Raw genomic sequence first — 22,684 nt, 5'->3', positions numbered from 1 at the left:
TCCGGTTTGAGATCCTGATGGCAATGATAACATGAAGAGTTTGCAAAACCTGATCCGGGTTCACAAATGGAAGCTGGATGAAAAACGCCGTGAACTTGCAGATTTTGAAGAATTGCGAGAGGGGTTTTTGGCGCGGCTTCATAAGCTGGATGAAGAACTGCAGCAGGAGATCGATATTGCCGACAAGGACCCGGAACTTGGGTTCGCCTTCGCGAGTTACGCCGCGGCAGCAAAAATACAGAGGGAGAATATCCACGTCAGCATAAAAGATTTGGACGAGAAAATCGCTGCGCTCAATGAAGAGGTGGCGGACTGCTTCCAGGAACTCAAAAAATACGAGATTGCGCTTGAGGCCCGAATGACCAGGGAAAAATACTCACGTGATCGCGCCGAGCAGATGGCGATTGATGACATGGCAATCGAATTGCATCGGCGCAAATCCGCTCCTCTGTAATCGAACGGGCGCTTGCCCACTTAGACTTCCGACTTGCTTTTTCCTTGATTAGATCAGTGAATTAGTGATAAGGAACATATCATGAACATATAGTCGGAGGCTGTTAAATTGTCGGAAAAAGCTGAAAAATTCAAGGCTCTGCATCAACGTGATAAAGCCTTTGTTCTTCCAAATCCATGGGATGTCGGGTCTGCAAAAATGCTGGCCGCTCTGGGATTTGAGGCGTTGGCAACCACAAGTGCAGGTTTTGCGTTTTCGTCGGGCAAAGGGGACGCTATTGGAGAGATCAGCCGGCAGCAAGCGCTGGATCATGCAGCTGAAATTATTGCGGCGACCCCGCTGCCGGTAAGTGCGGATCTTGAAAACGGGTATGGCGATGCGCCTGAAACGGTTGCTGAAACGGTTCGCCTGGCTGCGGAAATCGGACTGGCGGGCTGCACGATTGAGGATACGACGGGTGATCGGGATAATCCGATTTACGATCGCGCACATGCCATTGAGCGGATTGCAGCAGCAGCGGAAGCGGTTGCGAAGCTTGACCGGCCTTTTATGCTGACAGCCCGCGCCGAAAATTATCTTTTTGGACGATCCGATTTTGACGATACCCTAGCACGGCTCGAAGGGTATGAGGCTGTCGGGGCGGATGTTTTATATGCACCGGGATTGCCTGACCTTGAAACCATTTCGGAAGTTTGCCGTTCTGTGTCGCGGCCTGTGAATGTCGTTGCCGGAATTGGCTTGCCGGGGGTGACGCTGGCGGAGCTGGAAAAGGCAGGGGTGCGCCGGATCAACGCCGGGTCTGCTTTTGCCCGTATTGCCTACGGGGCCATGGTTGATGCAGCGACGGAAATTCAAAAGACAGGATCTTTTGCCCCCTTCAAATCAGCCGCTTCGTTTGCCTCGCTTGGAAGGCTGATCAAATCGGTATAGCGAACTGGAGTGACGGTTATTTACTGCCGAGATGGCTTTCGTTTCGTGCTTTTGCGAGTGCGATCTGCTTCTGACGATCAGCAAAACGCTTTTTCTGATCCTCGCTCAGGCTGTCGTGACAACGGGCACAGGAAACACCCTCAAGATAGAGTGGGGATGTCTTGTCTTCCTCTGTGATCGGATAGCGGCAGGCATAACATTGATCATAGGATCCTTTTTCAAGATCGTGATTAACGGTTACCCGCTGGTCAAAAACGAAACATTCCCCCTCCCAGGTGCTTTCCGTTTTCGGAACATCTTCCAGATACTGGAGAATACCGCCCTCAAGATGAAACACATTCTCAAACCCTTTTGACAAGAGATACGATGTGGATTTTTCACAGCGAATTCCTCCCGTGCAGAACATTGCGACCTTTTTGTCGCGGACGGGATCAAGCCTTTCCTCAACGAATTTCTTGAATTCCCGGAATGTTTTTGTTTCCGGGTTAAGTGCGCCCTTGAATGTTCCAACCTCGACTTCATAGTCATTGCGTGTATCGATCAGCAGAACATCGGGGTCACTGATCAGATTGTTCCAGTCTTTCGGTTTCACATAGGTTCCAACAGCCTCTCGCGGATCAAGGCCGGGCGCGCCCAGGGTTACAATCTCTTTCTTGAGGCGAACCTTCATTCGATAGAAAGGCTGGTTTTCGTTGATCGATTCCTTATGCTGCAGGTCATTGAATCGCGGGTCGGCTTTCAGGAAGGCAAGAAGGATGTCTATGGCTTCGCGCGTGCCGGATACCGTTCCGTTAATACCTTCCTCTGCCAACAGGAGAGTGCCCTGAATTTTGTTTTCACGGCAAAGCTTTAGCAGCTCTTGCTGCAATTCCTCATAGTCGGGCAGTGCCACAAACTTATAAAGCGCTGCAACAACATACATAATTTCATATTCCCATCCGGTCTGGTCTTGGGCGGGAATATGACGTAGTGCGGCTGTTCTATCAAGGTTGAAATTTCATGCTATAAAGTTCTTTATTCTGAAGTTGCTGCGAGTTGCCATTGGGGAGAAAAGACCCGTGAACAGATCAGATTTTGATGGATTTTGTGCCTCTTTGCCGGCGGTCGAAAATGTTGTGCAATGGGGCAACGCCTCGGTTTGGAAAATTGGCGGGAAGATTTTTGCCATTTGCTCGCATTGGGGGCCGGGAGAGACAGAGAAAATCAGCTTCAAGTGCAGTGATCTTACATACGCAATTCTTATCGAGCAGGAGGGGATTGTCCCCGCTCCCTATCTGGCCCGGGCAAAATGGGTTCAACTGGTTTCACAGAATGCCATGGGGGACGATGATATCAAGGCCTATATTGAAGAGGCCTATTCGATCATCAAGGCCAAGCTCACCAAGGCAATACGCACTAAGCTGGGAATTTAGCCCCTGTCTCCCTGTCATTACTTGTCTCCCATTCCTTGAGCGGATCTATAGGGAATGGCGTAATGGTTTTGAAGGTTAGCTGTCCATTCAACCCTGAAATTTCCATATGCTCGCTGAACAGTTTAGTAATATGTTGCCGCATTTCCGTCGTTACATCCCTGTGACTGCGGACGGCAAGGTCAAATATCTGCTTCTTGAACAGGCCATCCAATTGCAAAGGCCCGGATTTCGTGAGGTTAAGCTCTATCAAAAAGCGAGTTGTTTCCGCTTCTCCCTCGTCGGCTTCCGGATTTTTATGACGCCGATGGAACATGCGTATCTGACGCAGATTGGCGCCGTCGAAAAACGGAAAATTCAGACTTTTCCAATCCTGGCCGCCGCTATCGGCTTGCAAACGGGAAAAAGTGGCGAAATCTTCTTCCAGCGCCTGAAGCAGAGGAATTCGCCCGGACGCCTTCATGGCCTGGGCAAAATCCTGACCAAGCCATTTCTCAATGGAACCAAGATTTAACGCCGCCATGAAAAACAGCAGGCTGTTTGAAAGCTGCGGGTTTGCCTGTGGGATAGTCTGGCTGATAACCGTTTGGGCAACAATCGGGTCGTGACGTGCAACCTGATTTATTGCCTCGCGGAGATTGCTCCAGTCACCCATGATAGTTAGCTTCGGTGCCCGCTCGCCGGATTGCCGGATATTTGCTTCGGGTAATGGGAAAATACTAATCTCATCAGCGACCGCAAACTGAACATTGGTTCCTGCCGCAGGGGGAGTTGTCGTGCTGTAGGAGAGTGTCCCGAGGGGAGTCTGCATGGTAACTCTGGAGAGGCCTCCCGCGTTTGGAGCATTGGTCAGCGCAACAACGGTTCCTTGTAGAATCCCGGCGCGGGGCACCAACGGAGCTGCTCCTTTTTGCGGCCGGATAATCAGGTTGATCTTGTCGCCCACCTCAAAGACTTGCGTCCCCTTTGACGTTTCAATTTTAACCGGAGCAGGTTGTCGGATAAGATCAGCTTCAATGATCGGTGATCGATTGGCATTCGGTATGTTTTGCGTGGCTTTTGTTTCCACTGCCGCTGTGGGCGGAGCAGCTAAGGACGGGCTGTGATACCGCTGATAGACCGCGATACCCTGTGGATTGGTGCGGGGGGCAATATCGTTCTGGATCGTGGCGGCATTATTCGTCGGTGCCGACACAATATTCCTGCTCGCTAACGGCACTGGCGTTGTCTGCTGAGTTGCGGGAGGCGCTGGCGATTGTGCTGGTGCTGGCGGGGGCAAAGCGATCTCTCCCTTCGTGACAGCTATTGGCGTTGCCAGAGTTTGCAAACCCGCCTTCAATTCAAGCGGATGAAGCTGACCAGCCTTAATATACCCTTCCGCGCCAGAAAGCGATTTTGCAATTGTCGGCAGCAATCGCACATCAAGTGGAGGTGAAAGTGCCTTGCCGTTGACGTTCAGCAATCGCGCCAATATCACTTCTTCGGCGTTCATAACTTCAAAAGTGATATGACTGCCGACGGAGAGAGAGGTCGGGGTCGTAATGCGAAAATTACCCAGCTCTGTATGCAGGACAATATTCTCATTTGATGATTTTGCCGTAACGACGGCATTGATCAATTTGATCTCTGTGGGTGCAGGTGTGGACGGCGTTTGTTGCGGATTGTTCGCGGGCAACCCGCGTTCACCTCCCGCCGGGGTAATCGAGGTCGTCGCGTTGACAGGTCCCTGACCGGACGCCGGGGACTTGGAACTTCCCGTTACACTCGACGAAACGCCGGAAGGTGAGCGAATACCACTCATAATCTAAAACTGCCTAATTATGCAGCTCCCTTGAGAACATAACGCGCCAGGTTGTCGATAGCGTTGGCGGCGCGGCTTGTCGGATAGCGCGTCATGAGGCCAGCCTGTGCGCGGATCGCACTCGACACCTTTTCGTCCTGTTCGATAATACCCGCAAGAGGCGGTGCGATATTCAGGAAATTCCGGCAGGCCGTCAGGAGTTTCTCATACACCTTCTTCCCTTCGGCTTCGGACTTGACCATATTGACGAGGATGCGCAGATCTGCGTCCGGTGTTATCTGGGATGTCACCTTGATATAGGCATAGGCATCCGTGAGAGAGGTCGGGTCGCCGGTCGTGACGACCAGTTTGGGACCAGCGCCTCCGGATAGCGTCCGAACGGCATCATCAATACCCGCACCAAGATCAAGGATGATAAAGTCATAGCTGCTGCTCAGGTTGGCAAGATCCTGCCGGATTTTTTGTAATTGGCCGACAGAAAGAGTGCCTAGAGAACCGGAGCCGGATCTTCCGGCAATGAGGTCGAAGCCGCCCTCCGCGCAGTTAAAAACCGCATCTTTCAGATCCATTTCGCCCGTAACTACCGATGCTAGGTCCTTCTCCGGCATGATTCCGAGTTGGATATCCACATTGGCCAGGCCAACATCTCCGTCAAACAGAAGAACATTCTTTCCGGACTTGGCAAGCGCCTGTGTGAGGCTGATCGCCAGCACAGTCTTACCGACACCACCCTTGCCGGAGGCAACGGTGATGAGGTTACTGCCGATGACCTGCGTGGCCGGATGTATGGATGGCCGGTTACGGCGTGGGCTTTCAGTCTGGATCATGGTTTTACCTTGTCAAATTCTTTGCCAACTTCTGCATGAGTAGGGTCTCTGAGCAGAAGCCGGGCCAGATTTACCGGATTTATTATATGCAGGCCGTTTGCAACGGAGGAGGATACGCTTGCATATGAAAAGCTTAGGTTTGCGGTATGGGCGGCTGTGAATATGCCGCCATATCGCCGTGTGGTATCAAGTCGGGTAACAATCATCCGTCGTGCCCCAAGAGCGGAGAAGGTTTCTGCTGTGTCGCTCATCTCCGCGGTATCGGTGCCAGCGGCTAGGACAACAACAGGTTCCGCCTTTGCCGCGATGATATGTTTCGTAAGGCCCGCAACTTCATCTTCGTCATAGGCATTGATCCCGCCTGTATCGATCAGGATATCCGAGCCTGTATCCCGCGCTTTTTGTTCCACGATGGTTTTGAGTCCATCCGCGGTTTCCGCAACGCTGAGATCGAATTCGAGTATGTCTGTATAGGCTTGAAGCTGCTCTATGGCGCCAGCGCGGTTGGTGTCAGTGGTGATAAGCTGAACCGTCCGACCCTCCATTTTTGCAGCGGCCGCGAACTTGGCGATCGTTGCGGTTTTCCCGACGCCTGGTGGGCCGACGAGCATCAGCGGTGCTTTTCGTCCTGTGATCCGAGAGGAATAATTGAAATGTGTATCCAAGGCGGCGGCAAGGGCCATTGCGGTGTTCTCGGTCTTGAGAGACAATGCCATCCGGCAAAGCCTCTCTGCCAGCTGGGTTGGAATGCCGTGAAACGCCATGGATTGAACGAGCAGTTCCATCTTGGGCGTAATCTTGGAGGTGCTTTCCGTAGCCCGTGAACTTCCCGCAGATTGAGGCGCGGAAGATGTCCCTTCTTTAGCTGTGACCTTCTGTTCCTCGGCGACGGGTTTATTTGCCTCGACTTTCCAGTCCTTGTCCCACTCCGATGCCCAGCTATTGGCGTTTGACGGGACGGGGGCTTCCAGCTGCTCGACGGCTGCCGTCAACTGAACCTCTCCGGTTTTCAGGTTCTGGCTGGACAAGATGATTGCCTCTGGTCCCATTTCCAGACGAAGCTGATTGATCGCCTTTTCCATGGTGGGGGCTGTGTAGGTCTTAATACGCATTTATCCGGCCCTTATACCTGTGAAAGTGTTTTCAGGCGTGCTTTGGGGTGGATCTCGTTTTGCGACATGACCACGGTTGTCGGGCGGAAGCGCTCTACAATAGACCGCACGTAAGGGCGGATCGCCGGACTTGTCAGCATGACTGGGTTGTGCCCTTGACTTGCCAGTGTGTCATATACTTCACGAACCCGTGCAATGAACTCCTGCAGTTGACTTGGGGCCATCGAAAGCTGACGGTCATCCCCCTGGCCGATAATGGCGTTAGCAAAGTTCTGCTCCCATTGCGGCGTCAGGGTGATTAGTGGAATATATCCGTCGTCCGCCGAATTGGCCGCTGAAATCTGCCGGGCGAGACGTGCGCGGACATGTTCGGTGATGATATTGATATTCTGGGAATATCCTGTTGCTTCCGAAATCCCCTCCAGAATGGTCGGTAAGTCGCGAATGGAAATACGTTCCGCAAGAAGATTTTGCAATATGCGCTGGACACCGCTCACAGAAATATGGCTCGGGATCAGATCCGCGATCAGTTTTTGATTGGCTGTAGGCAAATCATCGAGCAGTTTCTGTGTTTCGGCATAGGACAGCAGGTCCGGCATATGATCTTTCAGGATTTCTGTTAGGTGAGTGGTAATCACCGTTGCCGGATCGACAATCGTGTAACCGCGGAAGGAAGCTTCCTCGCGCTGGCCACTATCTACCCAGACTGCGGGCAGGCCAAATGTTGGCTCTACCGTTTCCTCGCCTGGCAGATCAATTGCCTGACCTTGCGGATCCATAACCAGAAGGTTGTTCGGACGGACATCACCCGTGCCTGCTTCAACTTCCTTGACACGTACGAGGTAGTTATTGGCGGGCAGTTGCATATTATCGAGAATGCGCACGCTCGGCATCACGAAACCCATCTCGCTGGCTATCTGACGGCGCAGCGCCTTGATCTGATCCGTCAGGCGATAGCCTTCCTTATCATTGATCAGGGATAACAAACCGTAGCCGAGTTCAAGGCGAAGGTCATCGATTGCTAGAGTAGCGGCAATGGGTTCTTCTGCCGGAACGGCCGCCTTTTTGTTTTCAAGCATTAACTGCTCTTCCTCGACGGCCTTGATGACTTGTCGGCGGTTGAGGACAAAGGCTGAGTATCCAATGCCGCCTGCGAGAATCAGAAACGGAACCATGGGGACGCCGGGCAGTAAAGACAGGCCGACAAGAAGGAAGGCGCTGACCCCGAGAGCGCGGGGATAGCCGCCAAGCTGACCGAGCAGAGCCTTGTCAGTTGTGCCAACAACACCGCCACGCGAGACGAGCAGACCAGCCGCGATGGATACGATCAGAGCCGGAACCTGGCTGACCAGACCATCGCCGACGGTGAGCAAGGTGTAGCTGTCTGCCGCCGCTGCAAAGGACATGCCTTCCTGAGCGACGCCGATAATGATGCCGCCGATGATGTTGATGAACGTGATCAGAAGACCAGCGATTGCATCCCCGCGCACGAATTTCGACGCACCGTCCATGGCACCGAAGAAGCCGCTTTCGTCCTCCAGATCCTTTCGGCGCTGGCGTGCCGTATCTTCATTGATCATGCCTGCAGACAAGTCAGCGTCAATCGCCATCTGCTTGCCTGGCATAGCATCAAGGGAGAAGCGAGCCGCGACCTCGGCAATACGCCCTGAGCCCTTCGTGATCACGACAAAGTTCACTAAAACGAGAATCGAAAATACGATGATACCGATAACAAAATTGCCGCCCATGACAAAACTGCCAAAGGCTGCAATGACATGCCCGGCCGCTTCCGGCCCGGTATGACCTTCCGACAGGATAAGCCGGGTGGATGCGAGGTTAAGTGCAAGCCGCAGCATCGTTGCGATCAGCAGCACCGTCGGGAAAGAGCTGAAATCAAGAGGCTTGGAGATAAACAGGCAAGTCATCAGGATTACCACGGAAAAGGTGATCGAGATCGCCAGACTGAAATCCAGGAGCCAGCTCGGCATGGGCAGGATCAGAACGATCAGGATGCAGACGACACCGAGCGCAAGCCCGATATCACTGCGACCGACAACCTGCATGATACGCTGCATAAAATCGCCGCTACCCGTTTGGGACGCTACCGTTGTTTGGGGTTCACTCATTTACTACGCACTTTCCAGAGCTTTGATTTTACAGGTGACGGCGATCAGGCCCGAACCGGGTAACGCTGCTCGCTTCCGGCAGAAGGCACTTGTATGCCGTCATCGGAGTAGAGCTTTAGTTTGTTGCGCAAGGTGCGAATTGAAATTCCAAGGATATTTGCAGCATGTGTACGGTTACCAAAGCAATGATCCAGAGTGTTCAGGATCAGGTCTTTCTCGACATCCGCAACCTTCCGTCCGACAAGGCTGCTGTCATTCGTCATTGTGTTGCTTGCGTTCGCTGCTGCGACCCCCGCAGAGTTTGCCGGAGTGGCGCTGCCATCGGGCATCAGAATCGCATCTCCTGTAATCGTATCTGCCTGACAGAGGAGTACGGCTCGATGGATTGTATTTTCCAGTTCACGCACATTGCCCTTCCAGGGATTAACTTTGAGCCTTGCCAGTGCGCTCTCATCAATATGGCGTTCGGTAAGGCCGTTGGATTCGGAGTATTTTTTAGCGAAATGACGTGACAGGACTTCGATATCAACCGGACGCTGACGTAGCGGCGGAATTTTCAATGTCACAACATTCAGCCGGAACAACAAGTCTTCACGAAACGTTTTCTCGGCAACTGCCTCGGCCAGGTCACGGTTAGACGTGGCAATAATCCGGATATCAACAGGAACAGGCTTTGTTCCGCCAACACGGTCAATCGTTTTTTCCTGAATGGCGCGTAGCAGCTTGGCCTGGAGCTGGATATCCATCTCGCTTATTTCATCGAGTAGAAGGGTGCCGCCATTCGCTTCTTCGAACTTGCCGATACGGCGGGCAATTGCGCCTGTAAAGGCTCCTTTTTCATGGCCAAAGAGCTCTGACTCCAGGAGGTTTTCCGGAATAGCCGCACAATTGACACAAACGAAGGGCTTGTCCGAACGGTTGCTGTGCGAATGCAGATAACTCGCCATCACTTCCTTGCCGGTTCCCGTTTCACCATTGATCAGGACGGATGCGGAGGACGGGGCAATCTGCTCGGCAAGGGCGACCACGTCCTTCATCATGGGATCCGCAAAGACGAGCTTGTTGTTTTCCTGAGAGACGGCCTCAAGAACGGCGGCAATGAGCTCAGGATCCGGCGGAAGGGGAAGAAACTCTTTTGCACCGGAGCGGATCGCATTGGCGGCAGCCGTAGCATCTGCATTGACACCACAGGCAATGACCGGAAGATTGATCCGCTCGCCGGACAGCATCGAGATCAGGTTCTTTATCGGAAGATTGACATCGATCATGGCCATATCGGCACCCTTGCCCGCGCGAAGGGAGGCCATCGCCATTTCGATGTCATCCACCTGGCTCACCTTGGCGCCACGCGATATCGCGATCTGGCTGGCAGCACCAATTTGACCGTTCAGTGAACCAATAATTAGCAACCTCATCGAACTACTCTCCTAAGAACTTAACTGTAGTACTGCACGCGGTTTGCGGGCGGCAGTAGGGTGTTTAACAACATTTCAAGGCGGCGGGGGTTTTCCTGTCGCCCGATTGACGCGGCGCCGAGCATGAACACGCGGTTCAGCAGTACTTCCTCGGCGGAGCTTCTTTCCAGTTTTGATGCAAGCGGATTGAAAAACATGTTGGCGAGCACGGCGCCATAAAAAGTGGTCAGCAGCGCAACGGCCATTGCCGGTCCGATACTGGAAGGATCATCGAGATTGCCGAGCATCTGGACCAGCCCGACCAATGTGCCGATCAGGCCCATGGCAGGCGCGACCTCTGCCGCTTTTCGCAGAACGCTTGAACCCGAATTATGACGCTGGATCATGCCGTTGAGATCGTTCTGTAGGATGCGATTGACCTCTTTCACCGGCAGTCCGTCCACGACGAGCTGTAGCGCCTTACGTTGAAAGCTGTCATCATGGAGGGATTGCAGGTGGTTCTGCAGATGCAGTACGCCTTTCCCCCGGCATTTATCGGCAAGGTCCAGCATGGAGTAGGCCGCATAGTTCGGCGTTACCGTACGCGTGAATAGGGCATTGAAAACCAGTTTCTGGGCGCGGATGATATCCGGCAGAGAAAAGCTGATCGTCGTGACAAGGAAGGTTCCGCCGAGCACGAGCAGGACCGACGGCAAATTGAAGAACGAGCCAATCGAACCGCCCAGCAGGACGGCGCCTGTCACTAGCGTAAAGCTGCCGAATAACCCGATAACTGTTGCAAAATCAATTTTATTCACAGCACTATCCGTTTACTAGCGGCGATCCGCCTTAATGATTTCCGTCATGGTGACGCCGAGGCGATCTTCCACGACGACAACTTCTCCGCGGGCGACCAGCCGGTTATTGACATAGATATCGATGGCCTCGCCGACTTTGCGGTCGAGTTCAATGACAGCGCCGCGTCCCAGTTTCAGAAGCTGACTGACGCGCATGCGCGATTTGCCAAGAACCGCGGTGACATGCACGGGAATGTCGAAGACAGCCTCAAGATCGGATGCTGTTCGGGCAATTTCCGTATCGTCCTCGGCCTCAAAGCTATCCGCCATGGCATTCGCTTCGGTATCATCCGGAATGGTCATTTTCTGATCCGGTGCCGGAGTTTTACTCAAGTCCTCAAGATCGAGCTCTTCATCATTTGCCACGTTCTTACTCCTTAATACTGATCAGCTGCAGGCTGATCTGAATAGTTATTTTCTTCGTCGTTTGTTGTTCCGGTTGACCGGATAAAGCGATTGATTGCGCTCTCCAGCCGGTGCTGAATATCTTCAAGCCGCCGTTCCGTTCCACCATCGGCCCATTCGATCCGACAGTCGCCTCCGTGCTTGGTGTCATCGGGAAGCAGGATTAGTTTCCCCTGAAATCCTGTTGCGAGAGTAATTTCCTCAATCTTGCAGGAAATACTCTGGCAAGTCGCTTCACTTGCACGAATGACAATCCTGGGCTCGTCCTGAAGATCCACCAGGCTTTCCTCAATCAGTTTGCGGACCTCCGCCTCAGGGGCGAGATCTATGAGGGCCGGGGCAAGCTTGGATGCAATCGCCAATGCTAAATTTGCGGCATCCTGCTTCACGCCGGCTACTTTGGACTCATAATTGCCAAGAAGCTGACCGAGCTGATTATTGATTGCGGCCATCGTATCACTAATTGCAGATTCGACGCCTTGCAGGGACTGTCCTCGGCCTTGCTGAACACCATTCTCGAAAGCTTCCACCTTCAGTGCGGCAACATCGCTTTCCGTGTAGACCGGCTTTTCACTCTCAACAGGCTGAGATTCCGCCTTTTTCGGCGTCGTACTTGCGCCAAATTCGGTATCGAACAGAAATCTGGTAGTAGAGCTCATAGTCGCTTGCATCCTAGTAAATCAACTCGTCGTCGCCGCCGCTGTCAGCGAGCATGATTTCCCCGCTATCCGCGAGTTCCTTGGCGATATTGACAATTTCCATTTGCGCTTCGTCAACATCTTTAAGGCGCACCGGGCCCATCGCCTCCATATCCTCACGAAGAATTTTTGCCGCCCTTTCAGACATATTCGTAAAGAACAGATCGCGCAGGCTTTCAGAAGCCCCCTTCAGGCATATGCCGAGACGTTCCTTGTCGACGTTGCGAAGCAGGGTCTGAACTCCGGCCGGATCAAGCTTGAGCAGATCTTCAAAAGTAAACATCAAGGCCTTGATCTTCTCCGCTGAGTCGCGATTGCGCTCTTCCAGGGCTGAAATAAAACGGCCTTCCGTGTTGCGGTCGAAGTTGTTGAAAATTTCGGCCATCATTTCATGGCTGTCACGCTTGTTGGTTTTTGCCAGGTTGCTCATGAACTCGCTGCGGAGAGTATCTTCGATTTTATCGAGGACTTCCTTTTGCACGGATTCCATTTGCAACATCCGATTGACTACCTCCAGAGAAAAATCCTCGGGCAGGGTGGAAAGGACCTTGGCTGCGTGACCGGGATTAATCTTGCTCATGACCACGGCGACGGTTTGCGGATACTCGTTCTTCAGATAGTTCGCCAGCACCTGCTCATTCACATTGGCAAGCTTGTCCCACATGGTTCGGCCGGCGGGCCCACGGATTTCTTCCATGATGCCTTCAACCTTGTCGCCTGTCAGCGCCTTCATGAGAAGGCGCTCTGTTGCCTCATAGCTGCCGACAATATTTCCAGTTGAGGAAATCTTGCTCGCGAATTCAACGAACAGGGCCTCCATCACATCCGAGGACACAGAGCCGAGATTGGACATTGCCTGGGAAATTTCCTTGATTTCCTCTTCATCAAGACGTGTCCACAGTTCTTTTGTATGATCATCCCCAAGAGCCAGCATCATTACGGCTGCCTTGTCTGGACCGTTCAAATGTTTTGCATCACTAATTATCATGAAATGACGTTCCCTTACGCGTCGTGATAGAGCCAGCTACGAAGAATAGAAATTGCTTCGTCTGGATGTTTGTCAACGATTTCGCTGACCTTATTGAGCGCTGAGGTTTTGACCTGGCCGTCAACCTTGTCGATATCGATCATGCTGTCGACTTCATTGAGGGTTTCTGCCTGCGCCGCGCCACCAGCGCTGCTTTGTCCATGGGTGATGGCAGGCACGGAACCACCGCCCGCCAAGGCTCCGGCCGCCGCGGCTCCAACGGGCCTGGCAAGAGCTGGTGTCGCTCCGCCGACTGCCAGTGCGCGGTTCAGCAACGGTCGAACAACAAGCAGGAGTGCAAGCATGGCGACGATGACAAGTACGCCCATTTCCCCCATTTTGAATAGGTCAGCCTTCGTCAGTCCCAAGAAAATCTCGTCCGTCACAATTTCTTCATCAGAGAAAGGCACGATTACCTCTGCAAAAGGCATGTTCACAACTTCGACCACATCGCCGCGTTCTTCATTAAACCCGATTGCAGATTTGACAAGACGGCTGACTTGGTTCAGGGCTTCTTCATTGAGGGACTCGTATGTCCGGGTCCCGTCTTCAGCAATTTCAGAGCGGCCATTGACCAGCACAGCGACCGTCAGACGGCGCACCGGACCGGATTCCCGTACCTCTGTGGTAACGGTTTTGGATATTTCGTAGTTGACTGTTTCCTCCGACCGGGATGAAGCATTCTTGGAACTTGATCCAGCGCCGGTATCGGCTCCGGCTTCCGGCAGATTGTTTGCGACGGAAACCGCCTGATCTCCGGCAATGCCTTCATTCGCAGTGCTGTTTTCTTCTACCAGCTGGGAGGAGCGTACAACCTGGCTGTCCGGGTCATATGTTTCCGACTGGATTGTGCGCTGATCGAAATCCATGACGGCGCTGACTTCAGCACGAACATTGCCCGTCCCAAGGGATTTTTCCAGGAGCTGTTCGATTTGTTCTTTAAGGCGGCTTTCATAGGCAACTCGCTTGAAGTCTGTTTGGCTTATACCAGTACCGGGCGTTTCCTTGCCATCACCCCGCGCAAGCAAATTGCCGTTCTCGTCAACGATCGAGATGTGCGAGGGAGACAGGGAGGGGACGGCAGATGCCGTTATATGCTGTACTGCGGAAATCTGATCATCGGTAAGACGGCCGCGACCGTTCAGTTTCAGGACAATTGAGGCGCTTGCCTCGCGCTTGTCGCGACTGAAAACCTCCCGTTTGGGAAGAACGAGGTGGACCCGCGCCGCCGAGACATTGTTAAGGGCACGGATGGTGCGGGCAAGCTCGCCTTCCAGTGCACGAACGAAGTTGACATTCTGAACAAAGCTCGTGGTTCCAAAAGTGTCGGAGTTGTCGAATATTTCATAGCCGACGGAACCACCGTTGGGCAGCCCGACTTCCGCCATCTTCAAGCGAACCAAAGCCACCTGATCTTCGGGAATAAGGAGGTCACGCCCGTTGCCCGAGATCTTGAAAGGGATGTTTTCCGTTTCGAGCCGTGAGACAATCGCCGCGGAGTCTGCCGCTTCAAGGCTACCATATAACAAGGCGTAATCCGGGCTGCTGATCCGGGTTGCCATCAGCATGATCAATCCAATCAATCCAACGGCGACGCCGCCCAGTATGACGACCCTGACCGTTCCCAAACTTTGCAGAAGCTGGCTTATTCCGTTCACGTCGGTGCCTCACTCAATTAAAATAAACGTAAAAGTTATTCGACTTCGTGAACGATACGATGAGTAAATAAACAACTGGTTAACGGCGGGCAAAATTTGCCGGGTAAGCGGAAAAATTTGCCTAGTTGTTTAGTCGCCCGTTTGCAGTTTATAAAAACGGCATTTGGCGAGCGAGGATAATAAGCAAAATAAAAGCCCGGTGTTTCGACCGGGCTTTTCAGGAAAATATACTAACAAGTGACTTAACTAGTCATTTTTATAAATTTGATCATTCGGACGGTATTCCTGTATCCGGGTTGTCCGAAGACCCGGCAGGCCATGCTTATCGATCGCCTTCTGCCAGGATAAAAATTCCTCGACGGAAAGCGTGTAGCGCCGACACGCATCGTCTAGGCTGATCAATCCGCCGCGAACGGCGGCAACGACTTCTGCCTTCCGTCGGATCACCCATCTTTTGGTGTCCTTAGGCGGCAAATCGTGAATCGTCATTGGCTGACCATCCAAGCCAATAATCCGATTTATTTTGCGGTCCATTTGCGACTGCATCTGCACACTACCTCATACTTACATTGTGTCTTGAATTGAGATCATATGCCTATCGATTTAACAAACAGCTAATGAGGTTGGTTAATTTTATCTTCATGGCGGAAATGGCTTTTTTCCGCCATGAAGATATCGATTTAAGGCGTCTGTCAGTTACCGTTTCAGACGGATCAACTCCTCCAGCATTTCGTCTGCTGTGGTAATGATCTTACCTGCCGCCGAGTAGGAGCGCTGGGTAACGATCATGCGGGTAAATTCCTCGGCAATATCCACTGTGGAAGCTTCGGTAGCAGAGGAGATAATTTTTCCCGCCCCGCCCAATGTCGCCTCGCGAAGAGTGAATGTGCCAGACTCAGGCGTTTCATCAAACGCATTCCCATCTCGATTTTGCAATCCGTTCGGATTTGCGAAGGTTGCAATCGGAATCTTGTAGATTTCCTTCGACGTTCCGTTATCAAACTTGGCGATCACCGTGCCTTCCTCATCAATAAAAACGGATTCAAAGGCGCCAAAAAGGGCTCCGTTCACGTCAGAGGAAACCAGTTGTGAGATAGCCCCGGACTGCGTGAAACCATCGGAGAGGCCATCGTTGCCGAAGTTAAGATCGATTGCCTGCGGGCTGGAGATACCCATGCTCGCGTCCCAGGGAATATTGATGGTATTGCTCAGCGTTGTCGCACCCATATCCAGAGTACCGTCAGAATTAAAACCAACGATGGCGGATGTTAGCATGTCTTCCGCGCCGTCGTTATTGGTGTCAGCGGTTACTTCGACGGTCCATTCGTTGGGTGTGAGGCCCGAACCTGTCCGCAGAAAATTGAACGTCATGGTATGGGCCGACCCGAGGCTGTCATATATCTGGAAGGACCGGACGAAATGCGGATCGACTGTGCCTGCCGCCATGTCCCCTGCAACATATCCGGGACCGTAGGTTGCTTGATTGGATGAAAGGTTTGCCTGCAGGCCGACAGTTGACGTTGCTTCGGCATTACCGGTGAGGCCCGTAACGTTTGCCGGTGTCAATGCGGCAAGGTCCGAGCGGTTGGCGGGGATATTGCCATTTGAGTCAATCTCCCAGCCTTGCAGGTAATACCCCTGTGCATTTCGAAGCAGGCCCGTTGCATCCGGCTCAAATGTACCAGCGCGGGTGAAAACATAGTTGCCACCTGTCAATGTCGGGTTTGGCGTACCTGTCACAACGAAGAACCCATCGCCGGCAATCGCCATGTGGGTATCGATGGATGATCCTGTCACCAGTCCCTGGCGGTCTACCTGTGAACGCGGATGGACTTGAACGCCGCCAGCTGAGTATGTGGTGTCGGTTGCGCTTTCAGTCACCAAAGTTGAGAAAATCGCATTGGTGCCCTTATAGCCAATCGTGTTCGTATTAGAAATATTGTCCGAGATCGTCGCCATAGCGGTCGACTGTGCGGCCAATCCCGAAACACCGGAAAACATTGCTGCTGTTAAACTCATTTTATCTCTCCTATTTTACCGCCCGCCGGTTGTCTGGCGAGAGCGTTCTGGGTTAGCCGCGTTCAAGCGGACGGATCAGTTGTTTGTGGTTGTGTTACGGATGTGATGTAGCCAAGTCCTATCGGGACATCGCCCACTTTCAGGACGGTTTCACCATTCATCGTATCAATACTGGTGGTGATACCTTCGAAACTGTAACCGACGTTGATATCGTTGCCGCCTTCGGTTTCTGCGGTCACAACGAGATAGTATGCGCCGTCTGCCGCATCGGCTCCGCTGTTGGTTGTGCCATCCCAGCTATATTGCTGGGCGCCAGCCGTGACGGTTTCCTTGGTTTCGGAATAAACAATGGAGCCATTTTGGTTGTAAATGTCATACTTTACATTTGCCGCGCTGCTGCCAAGATCGATATTCCACGTCGCCTCACCAGCGTTTAACGCTGAGACGTTGAGGTTTGTCCTGACGGACTTGCCGAGATAATTGATCATGGAAGCTGAGAGCGCATTCTGCTGAGACATTTGCGTCAGCTCGACTAGCGACTCCAGGTTCTGGTTTGTTGCAATTGCCTGCTCCACAGAAGTGAAGTTTACAAGCTGGTTGGTAAACTCTGTCGAGTCCGTCGGATTGAGCGGATCCTGATTAGTCAGCTGCGTCGTCAGCAACGTCAGGAAGTCGTCAAAATTACTGGCCAGATTAGTTTGCGCCTTACTGGCGGCACTGTTCTGGGCCTGATAGGTTGAGGTTATTTCCGGCATATTGAATTCTCTCTTTATTGAAAATCAATTCACTAAAATCAGACTTGTATATCCAGGCTACCGTCGCCATTAACTCCGCTGGACAGCGGTTGTTGTGGCAGCATAGAAAAATCACTTTCATCGATTGTCTCGCCAAGCAGCAGATCAAGATCGACAAAGTTTCTTCCTTCGCCTTGAGTATCCTGACGGAGCCCGAAGTTAAGGCTGTTCGATCCGGTATCAAAACCGGCGTCCTGAAGGGCCTTTTCGAGAGTGCGGGCATCGCGTTGCAACATATCGAGAGTTTCCTGCTTGTCGACAGAGACAACAGCGAGGACACGTCCGTCATGACCAATGTCGAGTTTTACTTCCACCCGCCCAAGTTCAGAGGGGTGGAGGCTGATCTTGATACGGTCATGGCCTTCTTTTATTGCAGTGCTGATCTGGGTTGAGACTTGTTCTGCCACAGGCAGATGAGCAGACGCCCGGGCCGCATTCGCCGCCTGGCTGGCAGTATTTGTTGATGTCGCCTCAACCCCCTGAACAGAGCCGGTCGGTGCTGTTGGTATAGTTGGGTTTGTCGTGTCCGCCGGAAGACCACCGGCATTCGCCGTGACGGTTGGCGTTACCTGCGGGATGAGACCCTCCACGTCACTGACAGTTCCAGGCATCAAGTTCATGGCTGGTGCGTTAGCATTGCCGGTCATAGAAGCGGTGACCAGGTTCGTGCTGCTGGCAAGGGTCGATTGAAAGCTTTGTGCTTGCGGCGGGCCGTTCAGGGTGATTTTACCTTTTCCATCCTGCAGCATCTCTGCAATTTTGGCAGAAAGGATATCTTTCTCGCTCATCTTTGCCTCAGACTGCGCCCGCACGGCAGCTATTACATCGGAGGCGGCGGGAGCCGGTTTTAGCTCCGGCGCGCCGGTTGTGATAACCTTTTCCGCGCTAGGAGGCGGGGCGGTATTGTTCTTTGCAGGCTTCTCTGTAATTGCCGGTGCAGGGAGCGGCGCATGCGCTGACGCTGCGGCCTGACCCTTTCCCAGATTTACCGGATTGTTGTTTACTGTCGCAGCGTTGGCTTCAGCTTTGGGTGTCTCTGGCTTGGCATCTATCTTTGGCGTCATTGCAGTTGCTGTATCTGCTGAGATATCGTTCTTGCCTGGGACCGGCGGTTGGGCAGGCTGGGCTTTGACAACTTCAGGAGCAACCTTTGGTGCCGCAGTATTGGACGCAGGTATTGCAGGTACCGCAGGCGTGGCAGTTGCAACGACCAAAGGTTTGGTTTCTTTCGCTTCTGAGGTTTGCGAATTAGCATCAGACGCCTGCGCCTTCTGCTCGGTGCCCGTTGTCGCGGGTTCACCAGCTTGATCGTTAGAAGGCTTGTCAACAGGCGCCTTCGCAGACGCGTCTTGCGCTACCTGTTCTTTAACAGGCGGCTCGATGTCGCCGACTTCCTTTTTTGCAGGAACTTCCTGTTTTGGAGCAGGTTCGTTCAAGAAGGTTGCGAAATCATCACTCTCTTCTTTGCGCGGTTCACTTTCCCGGCGCGGCTGCTCTTTTGTCGTCCCGATAATCTGCCCAATATCCATGGCGTATCTCACATTCAATTCGCTGTTACCGCAAAGCGCGGTCTGTTCGTTCCCATATGAAGCAAGCTTCGGGCCAGTTTTTTAAAAATAAAAATTATCAATAAAAACAGTATCTTGATAGGAATTTGATTTCACGGGAAAGGCAAATTTGTCCTGCATATCAGGTGCCTTTTGGTCCGATGGAGACGATTTTGCCGACCTGGATACTTGGCTGTTGGGGCCCGAAGAGGATGGCGTGTCCATAGTTTTAAAGGATTGGAAGATCTGAGGGTTTAAGACTCGCGCGCGAGCAGAGCTGTCCTCACTTTAAGGCAAATTGAATACTGGCATCAAAATTGCTTCTTGTTGACACGAAAGACCGCCTTTTGGGTCAACCCCGTTTAACGGATAACGTGACAGTATGAATAAATATGTTGAAAAACAAATAGTTGCGATGGTTTTGACTTCGACCCCTTTGCTCCGCGTGGGTGCTGAAACAGGCATGTTTTACCGTGCCAGGGTCAATTCTTCCGTAGGCGAAGCAAAAATGCCATCCGTGTTGGAGTTAGTATCATGAGCCTGAATGCAATTTTAAACTCTGGTGTAAGTGGCATGCTGGCTCACCAGACAGCCCTGAATGTGACATCGACAAATATCGCGAACGTCCAAACCGAAGGCTATGCGCGTAAAACGGTGCAGTATAGCTCCATATTCGTCAATGATATTGGTACTGGAGTTGAAGTCAGTGAAGTTCGCCGTATTACGGATGAGTTCATCTCCAAGGAACTGCGTCTGGCGACGGCCGGTTCCGAACAATATAAGGCGATGTCCGAAATCTATGGGCAGTTGCAGTCACTTCTGGGCGATCCGGCGGCAAATAATTCCCTTACCGGAAAGCTGGACAGCCTGAATTCTGCTTTTGCCGCCTTGACGGTTGATCCGACCATGTCCGTCTCCCGCACAGCGGCGCTTAATGAAATTACGAATTTCGGTATTGAGACGAACCGGTTGCTTTCGCAGATACAGGATTTACGCAAAGAGGCGGATACGCATGTTGCAGAGGAAATCGCGGTTGTAAATGCCGCCATCCTTCGACTTCACGATTTGAACCTTGAGATCAAATCCGCCTCTCAAAGCAATAAACCAATCGGTGATCTGCTGGACCAGCGCGATCAGGCTTTGACCGAAATCTCGAAAGTCGTGGACATAAAAACATATCCGATGAGTGATGGCGCGATTGCGGTCATTACAGACGCCGGGCAGCAGCTTCTCGATTTTCAGCCGCGCCAGCTCGTCTATTCGCCGGCCGCGTCCGTAACCAGCGAAACGATTTTCAGTCAGATCACATTGAATGTCTATGACACCGTGAACAAGACTGTCGCGCCTACCGGCCTGGCCCTTGATCCGGAATTACAAAGCGGGTCGCTCCGCGGCTGGCTGGATATGCGCAATATGGAACTCCCCAACCTTGCGGCTCAGATCGGCTCTCTTTCCGCCGAGGTTGCTGCCCAGTTCAATGCCGTTCACAATGACAATATCACTGTCCCGCCTCCTGCTGCGATGACAGGCCGGAACACGGGCGTGGTTGCGGCGGATGCGCACGGATTTAGCGGGCAGGCCAGCTTCTACAGTTTCGATGCAAACAACAATGTGGTCGCGTCCTACACCGTTGATTTTGACAATCCGGGAACGGTCACGATGGCCGATGTGATGGCAGAGGTAAACGGGGCGCTTGGCGCCGGGACCTTGAGCCTTACCAACGGGGTATTAACAATGTCGGCCCAAGGAGGGGCGACTGGCGTTGGTATTGCCCAGGAAGCGGGTAGCCCGTCCGATCGCGGTGGGCGTGGGTTCTCACATTTCTTTGGCATGAATGACCTGATCACTAGCAGGATTAATACGACATATGATACCGGATTGATGACCACCGATGCGCATGGCTTCACGGGAACAACTACGCTGGAATTCCGGGGACCCAACGGCGAAGAACCGGTCTCCATGACCCTCGACTTTGGTGCGATCGGCGGTACGATGGCGGATGTTGTGAACGAGATTAACAGTAATCTCGGGGGCTATACGACCGCGTCGCTGGATGCGAATGGTGCCTTGATATTCAGCAACGGTCCGGGATTTTCTGACTACAGCGTGAATGTATTGGCCGATGCAACAGATCGCGGGGCCACTGGAATGAATTTCTCGGATATGTTCGGGATTGGACTTAAGTATCCAGGGGATGCCGGTTTTGACTTTTCCGTAGATCCCGCGATTGCGGCAAATCCCCAGCTCCTCGCAATGGCCAAAATCAATCCGACCGGGGCACCGGCCGTTACAAATGCGGATAATCGTGGCGCGCTTGCCTTCCAGGACCTGGCGACGGCGCGATTTGCCTTTGGCTCCATTGGCGGGTTGACCGGTTCAACAGTTTCTCTCGGGGATTATGCCGCCCAGATATTGGCGAAATCCGGCTTGGATGCTGCGAGAGCGGAGAGCTTGCAAAGTGATCGGGCGGCCCTGAGCGGTGAGTTTCAAAACCGGCTTCAGGAAGTATCCGGCGTCAATATGGACGAAGAACTTGCGAACCTGATTGTTTACCAGAACGCCTATAATGCCTCGGCGCGGATTATTACTACCGCGCGTGAGATGTATGACGTTCTTATTAATCTCGTCTAGGAGAAAACCATGACACGCATCTCTACATTTCAGCAAAGCCAGACGCTTATCAACGAAATGATGAAGAGTCAGAACAGGCTTGCAGATTCTCAGCGGCAGGTTTCGACCGGTCATGTGGCGGAGTACTACAAGGATATCCATATGGATACCACCAGCCTTGCCGGTGCGAAATCGCTATTGTCCCGACTTGAGCAATATGAAGCGAACAACGGTAAAATCATGAGCCGGCTTGCACATTATGATCAGGCTCTCGCCGGCATGGAAAGTGCGGCAGGAGATGTCCTTTCCGCCGTTATGTCAACGATCAACACGGCATCGCCGCAAGGACTGTATGGTTCGATTGAAGGGGCATTTGAAACCGCTCTTAACTTTCTTAACAGCCGGAATACGGAAGGCTATCTGTTCAGCGGTTCCAATGGTGATACGCCGCCCGTGAATATCACATCCATCAATGAATTAATGGCCGCGGCGCAACCACCGACCGATATTTTTGACAATAATGATCTGAAGGCATCGGTTCGGATTGATGAGAACCGGACGCTGGAAGTGGGCGTTGTTGCCGATGAAATCGGGCTTGAAATTATGACGGCGTTGCAGCGCCTCGCGCTTTGGGCAAATGGAACGGTGCCGACGACAGTGCCGGTGCCTGCTGGTCCGTCCGGCAGTTTTGCTGTTCCTCTCAGTCAGGAGGACCAGAGCTTCCTGTCCGGCGAGATTGCCAATCTGGAGACTCTGATGGATAACATGGCGGGCTTCCGCGGCGCCAATGGTTTCAATCAAAAGACAGTCGAGGACACAACTGAGGCACTTGGGCTGCAGGTTGATCAGGCCAAGGTGTTTATCAGCAACATCGAAGATGTCGATGCTGCTGAAGCGATTGCCAATCTGACTCAGCGTGAAATCGCCCTCGAAACCTCGTATAGCGTATTAAGTCAACTTAACCGGTTAAGTCTTTTGAATTTTCTGTAGCTTGAGCTTTGCCTGACTCTCAGGCT

At 52.6% G+C, this 22,684-nt stretch carries 20 protein-coding genes; 5 read left to right on the top strand and 15 right to left on the bottom strand.

The window, feature by feature from the left end; genetic code table 11:
- The first annotated feature begins 31 nt into the window (after positions 1–31).
- A complete protein-coding gene (locus tag AAC599_RS14170; protein WP_340151056.1) occupies positions 32–454 on the top strand; it encodes a hypothetical protein in 423 nt (140 codons plus the stop codon).
- Positions 455–562: 108 nt separating this feature from the next.
- Positions 563–1,384 carry an isocitrate lyase/phosphoenolpyruvate mutase family protein gene (locus AAC599_RS14165; protein WP_340151055.1) on the top strand — a complete coding sequence of 274 codons (822 nt, stop codon included), beginning with the start codon at positions 563–565 and terminating at the stop codon, positions 1,382–1,384.
- A 16-nt stretch (positions 1,385–1,400) separates the two neighbouring features.
- On the opposite strand, the gene AAC599_RS14160 is transcribed toward AAC599_RS14165, so the two are convergent.
- Positions 1,401–2,306: a rhodanese-related sulfurtransferase gene (locus AAC599_RS14160; RefSeq protein WP_340151054.1), complete on the bottom strand. Its 906-nt coding sequence runs from the start codon at positions 2,304–2,306 to the stop codon at positions 1,401–1,403.
- 136 nt (positions 2,307–2,442) lie between these two features.
- Between AAC599_RS14160 and AAC599_RS14155 the strand changes: the two genes are divergently transcribed.
- Positions 2,443–2,796, top strand: a complete 354-nt coding sequence (locus tag AAC599_RS14155) for an MmcQ/YjbR family DNA-binding protein (RefSeq protein ID WP_340151053.1) — start codon at positions 2,443–2,445, stop codon at positions 2,794–2,796.
- Here AAC599_RS14155 and AAC599_RS14150 read toward each other — a convergent pair.
- The 14 genes from AAC599_RS14150 to AAC599_RS14085 all read right to left on the bottom strand — a co-directional run bounded on the left by AAC599_RS14150 (position 2,780) and on the right by AAC599_RS14085 (position 19,040).
- Positions 2,780–4,594, bottom strand: coding sequence for a hypothetical protein (locus tag AAC599_RS14150; protein WP_340151052.1), 1,815 nt, complete (start codon positions 4,592–4,594; stop codon positions 2,780–2,782). The two genes, AAC599_RS14155 and AAC599_RS14150, sit on opposite strands and share 17 nt — an antisense overlap.
- A gap of 17 nt (positions 4,595–4,611) precedes the next feature.
- Positions 4,612–5,421 carry a MinD/ParA family protein gene (locus AAC599_RS14145; protein ID WP_340151051.1) on the bottom strand — a complete coding sequence of 270 codons (810 nt, stop codon included), beginning with the start codon at positions 5,419–5,421 and terminating at the stop codon, positions 4,612–4,614.
- On the bottom strand, positions 5,418–6,533 hold the full coding sequence (locus AAC599_RS14140; protein WP_340151050.1) for a hypothetical protein: 1,116 nt from the start codon (positions 6,531–6,533) through the stop codon (positions 5,418–5,420). The genes AAC599_RS14145 and AAC599_RS14140 overlap by 4 nt, the downstream gene beginning before the upstream one ends.
- 11 nt (positions 6,534–6,544) lie before the next feature.
- Entirely contained in the window at positions 6,545–8,659 is a 2,115-nt protein-coding gene (gene flhA / locus AAC599_RS14135) for a flagellar biosynthesis protein FlhA (RefSeq protein ID WP_340151049.1), read from the bottom strand.
- A gap of 44 nt (positions 8,660–8,703) precedes the next feature.
- Positions 8,704–10,074 (bottom strand): sigma-54 dependent transcriptional regulator, encoded by a 1,371-nt coding sequence (locus AAC599_RS14130; protein ID WP_340151048.1) that lies wholly within the window; start codon positions 10,072–10,074, stop codon positions 8,704–8,706.
- Positions 10,075–10,094: 20 nt separating this feature from the next.
- On the bottom strand, positions 10,095–10,871 hold the full coding sequence (locus AAC599_RS14125; RefSeq protein WP_340151047.1) for a MotA/TolQ/ExbB proton channel family protein: 777 nt from the start codon (positions 10,869–10,871) through the stop codon (positions 10,095–10,097).
- Between the two features lie 15 nt (positions 10,872–10,886).
- The gene (fliN, locus tag AAC599_RS14120; RefSeq protein WP_340151046.1) at positions 10,887–11,276 is read right to left on the bottom strand and encodes a flagellar motor switch protein FliN; all 390 of its coding nucleotides are present in this window, start codon (positions 11,274–11,276) and stop codon (positions 10,887–10,889) included.
- 11 nt (positions 11,277–11,287) lie between these two features.
- On the bottom strand, positions 11,288–11,974 hold the full coding sequence (locus AAC599_RS14115) for a FliH/SctL family protein (RefSeq protein ID WP_340151045.1): 687 nt from the start codon (positions 11,972–11,974) through the stop codon (positions 11,288–11,290).
- 13 nt (positions 11,975–11,987) lie between these two features.
- The gene (fliG, locus tag AAC599_RS14110; protein ID WP_340151044.1) at positions 11,988–13,001 is read right to left on the bottom strand and encodes a flagellar motor switch protein FliG; all 1,014 of its coding nucleotides are present in this window, start codon (positions 12,999–13,001) and stop codon (positions 11,988–11,990) included.
- Between the two features lie 14 nt (positions 13,002–13,015).
- The gene (fliF, locus tag AAC599_RS14105) at positions 13,016–14,698 is read right to left on the bottom strand and encodes a flagellar basal-body MS-ring/collar protein FliF (RefSeq protein ID WP_340151043.1); all 1,683 of its coding nucleotides are present in this window, start codon (positions 14,696–14,698) and stop codon (positions 13,016–13,018) included.
- A 246-nt stretch (positions 14,699–14,944) separates the two neighbouring features.
- Positions 14,945–15,244, bottom strand: coding sequence for a DUF1153 domain-containing protein (locus AAC599_RS14100; protein ID WP_340151042.1), 300 nt, complete (start codon positions 15,242–15,244; stop codon positions 14,945–14,947).
- A 150-nt stretch (positions 15,245–15,394) separates the two neighbouring features.
- A complete protein-coding gene (gene flgE / locus AAC599_RS14095; protein ID WP_340151041.1) occupies positions 15,395–16,717 on the bottom strand; it encodes a flagellar hook protein FlgE in 1,323 nt (440 codons plus the stop codon).
- Positions 16,718–16,779: 62 nt separating this feature from the next.
- Positions 16,780–17,472, bottom strand: coding sequence for a flagellar hook capping FlgD N-terminal domain-containing protein (locus tag AAC599_RS14090; protein WP_340151040.1), 693 nt, complete (start codon positions 17,470–17,472; stop codon positions 16,780–16,782).
- Positions 17,473–17,510: 38 nt separating this feature from the next.
- Positions 17,511–19,040 (bottom strand): flagellar hook-length control protein FliK, encoded by a 1,530-nt coding sequence (locus AAC599_RS14085; protein WP_340151039.1) that lies wholly within the window; start codon positions 19,038–19,040, stop codon positions 17,511–17,513.
- 552 nt (positions 19,041–19,592) lie between these two features.
- On the opposite strand from AAC599_RS14085, the gene flgK reads away from it, so the two are divergent.
- Both flgK and AAC599_RS14075 read left to right on the top strand, forming a co-directional pair.
- Positions 19,593–21,689, top strand: a complete 2,097-nt coding sequence (gene flgK / locus AAC599_RS14080; RefSeq protein WP_340151038.1) for a flagellar hook-associated protein FlgK — start codon at positions 19,593–19,595, stop codon at positions 21,687–21,689.
- Between the two features lie 9 nt (positions 21,690–21,698).
- Positions 21,699–22,658 carry a flagellin gene (locus tag AAC599_RS14075; RefSeq protein ID WP_340151037.1) on the top strand — a complete coding sequence of 320 codons (960 nt, stop codon included), beginning with the start codon at positions 21,699–21,701 and terminating at the stop codon, positions 22,656–22,658.
- Positions 22,659–22,684: the final 26 nt, after the last annotated feature.

Origin of the sequence: uncultured Sneathiella sp. (genome assembly GCF_963976355.1) — a bacterium.
Taxonomy (GTDB): domain Bacteria; phylum Pseudomonadota; class Alphaproteobacteria; order Sneathiellales; family Sneathiellaceae; genus Sneathiella.
The sequence above is the reverse complement of the archived record's forward strand: the minus strand, read 5'-3'. Positions and strand labels throughout refer to the sequence as shown.

Excerpts from the sequence above, each read along its gene's own strand:
- AAC599_RS14115 (WP_340151045.1), bottom strand. The coding sequence starts at position 11,974 with ATGAGCTCTACTACCAGATTTCTGTTCGATACCGAATTTGGCGCAAGT.
- AAC599_RS14160 (WP_340151054.1), bottom strand. The coding sequence starts at position 2,306 with ATGTATGTTGTTGCAGCGCTTTATAAGTTTGTGGCACTGCCCGACTAT.
- AAC599_RS14075 (WP_340151037.1), top strand. The coding sequence starts at position 21,699 with ATGACACGCATCTCTACATTTCAGCAAAGCCAGACGCTTATCAACGAA.
- AAC599_RS14145 (WP_340151051.1), bottom strand. The coding sequence starts at position 5,421 with ATGATCCAGACTGAAAGCCCACGCCGTAACCGGCCATCCATACATCCG.
- fliG (WP_340151044.1), bottom strand. The coding sequence starts at position 13,001 with ATGATAATTAGTGATGCAAAACATTTGAACGGTCCAGACAAGGCAGCC.
- AAC599_RS14150 (WP_340151052.1), bottom strand. The coding sequence starts at position 4,594 with ATGAGTGGTATTCGCTCACCTTCCGGCGTTTCGTCGAGTGTAACGGGA.
- AAC599_RS14140 (WP_340151050.1), bottom strand. The coding sequence starts at position 6,533 with ATGCGTATTAAGACCTACACAGCCCCCACCATGGAAAAGGCGATCAAT.
- AAC599_RS14085 (WP_340151039.1), bottom strand. The coding sequence starts at position 19,040 with ATGGATATTGGGCAGATTATCGGGACGACAAAAGAGCAGCCGCGCCGG.
- AAC599_RS14100 (WP_340151042.1), bottom strand. The coding sequence starts at position 15,244 with ATGCAGTCGCAAATGGACCGCAAAATAAATCGGATTATTGGCTTGGAT.
- AAC599_RS14170 (WP_340151056.1), top strand. The coding sequence starts at position 32 with ATGAAGAGTTTGCAAAACCTGATCCGGGTTCACAAATGGAAGCTGGAT.
- AAC599_RS14130 (WP_340151048.1), bottom strand. The coding sequence starts at position 10,074 with ATGAGGTTGCTAATTATTGGTTCACTGAACGGTCAAATTGGTGCTGCC.
- AAC599_RS14090 (WP_340151040.1), bottom strand. The coding sequence starts at position 17,472 with ATGCCGGAAATAACCTCAACCTATCAGGCCCAGAACAGTGCCGCCAGT.
- flgK (WP_340151038.1), top strand. The coding sequence starts at position 19,593 with ATGAGCCTGAATGCAATTTTAAACTCTGGTGTAAGTGGCATGCTGGCT.
- flhA (WP_340151049.1), bottom strand. The coding sequence starts at position 8,659 with ATGAGTGAACCCCAAACAACGGTAGCGTCCCAAACGGGTAGCGGCGAT.
- flgE (WP_340151041.1), bottom strand. The coding sequence starts at position 16,717 with ATGAGTTTAACAGCAGCAATGTTTTCCGGTGTTTCGGGATTGGCCGCA.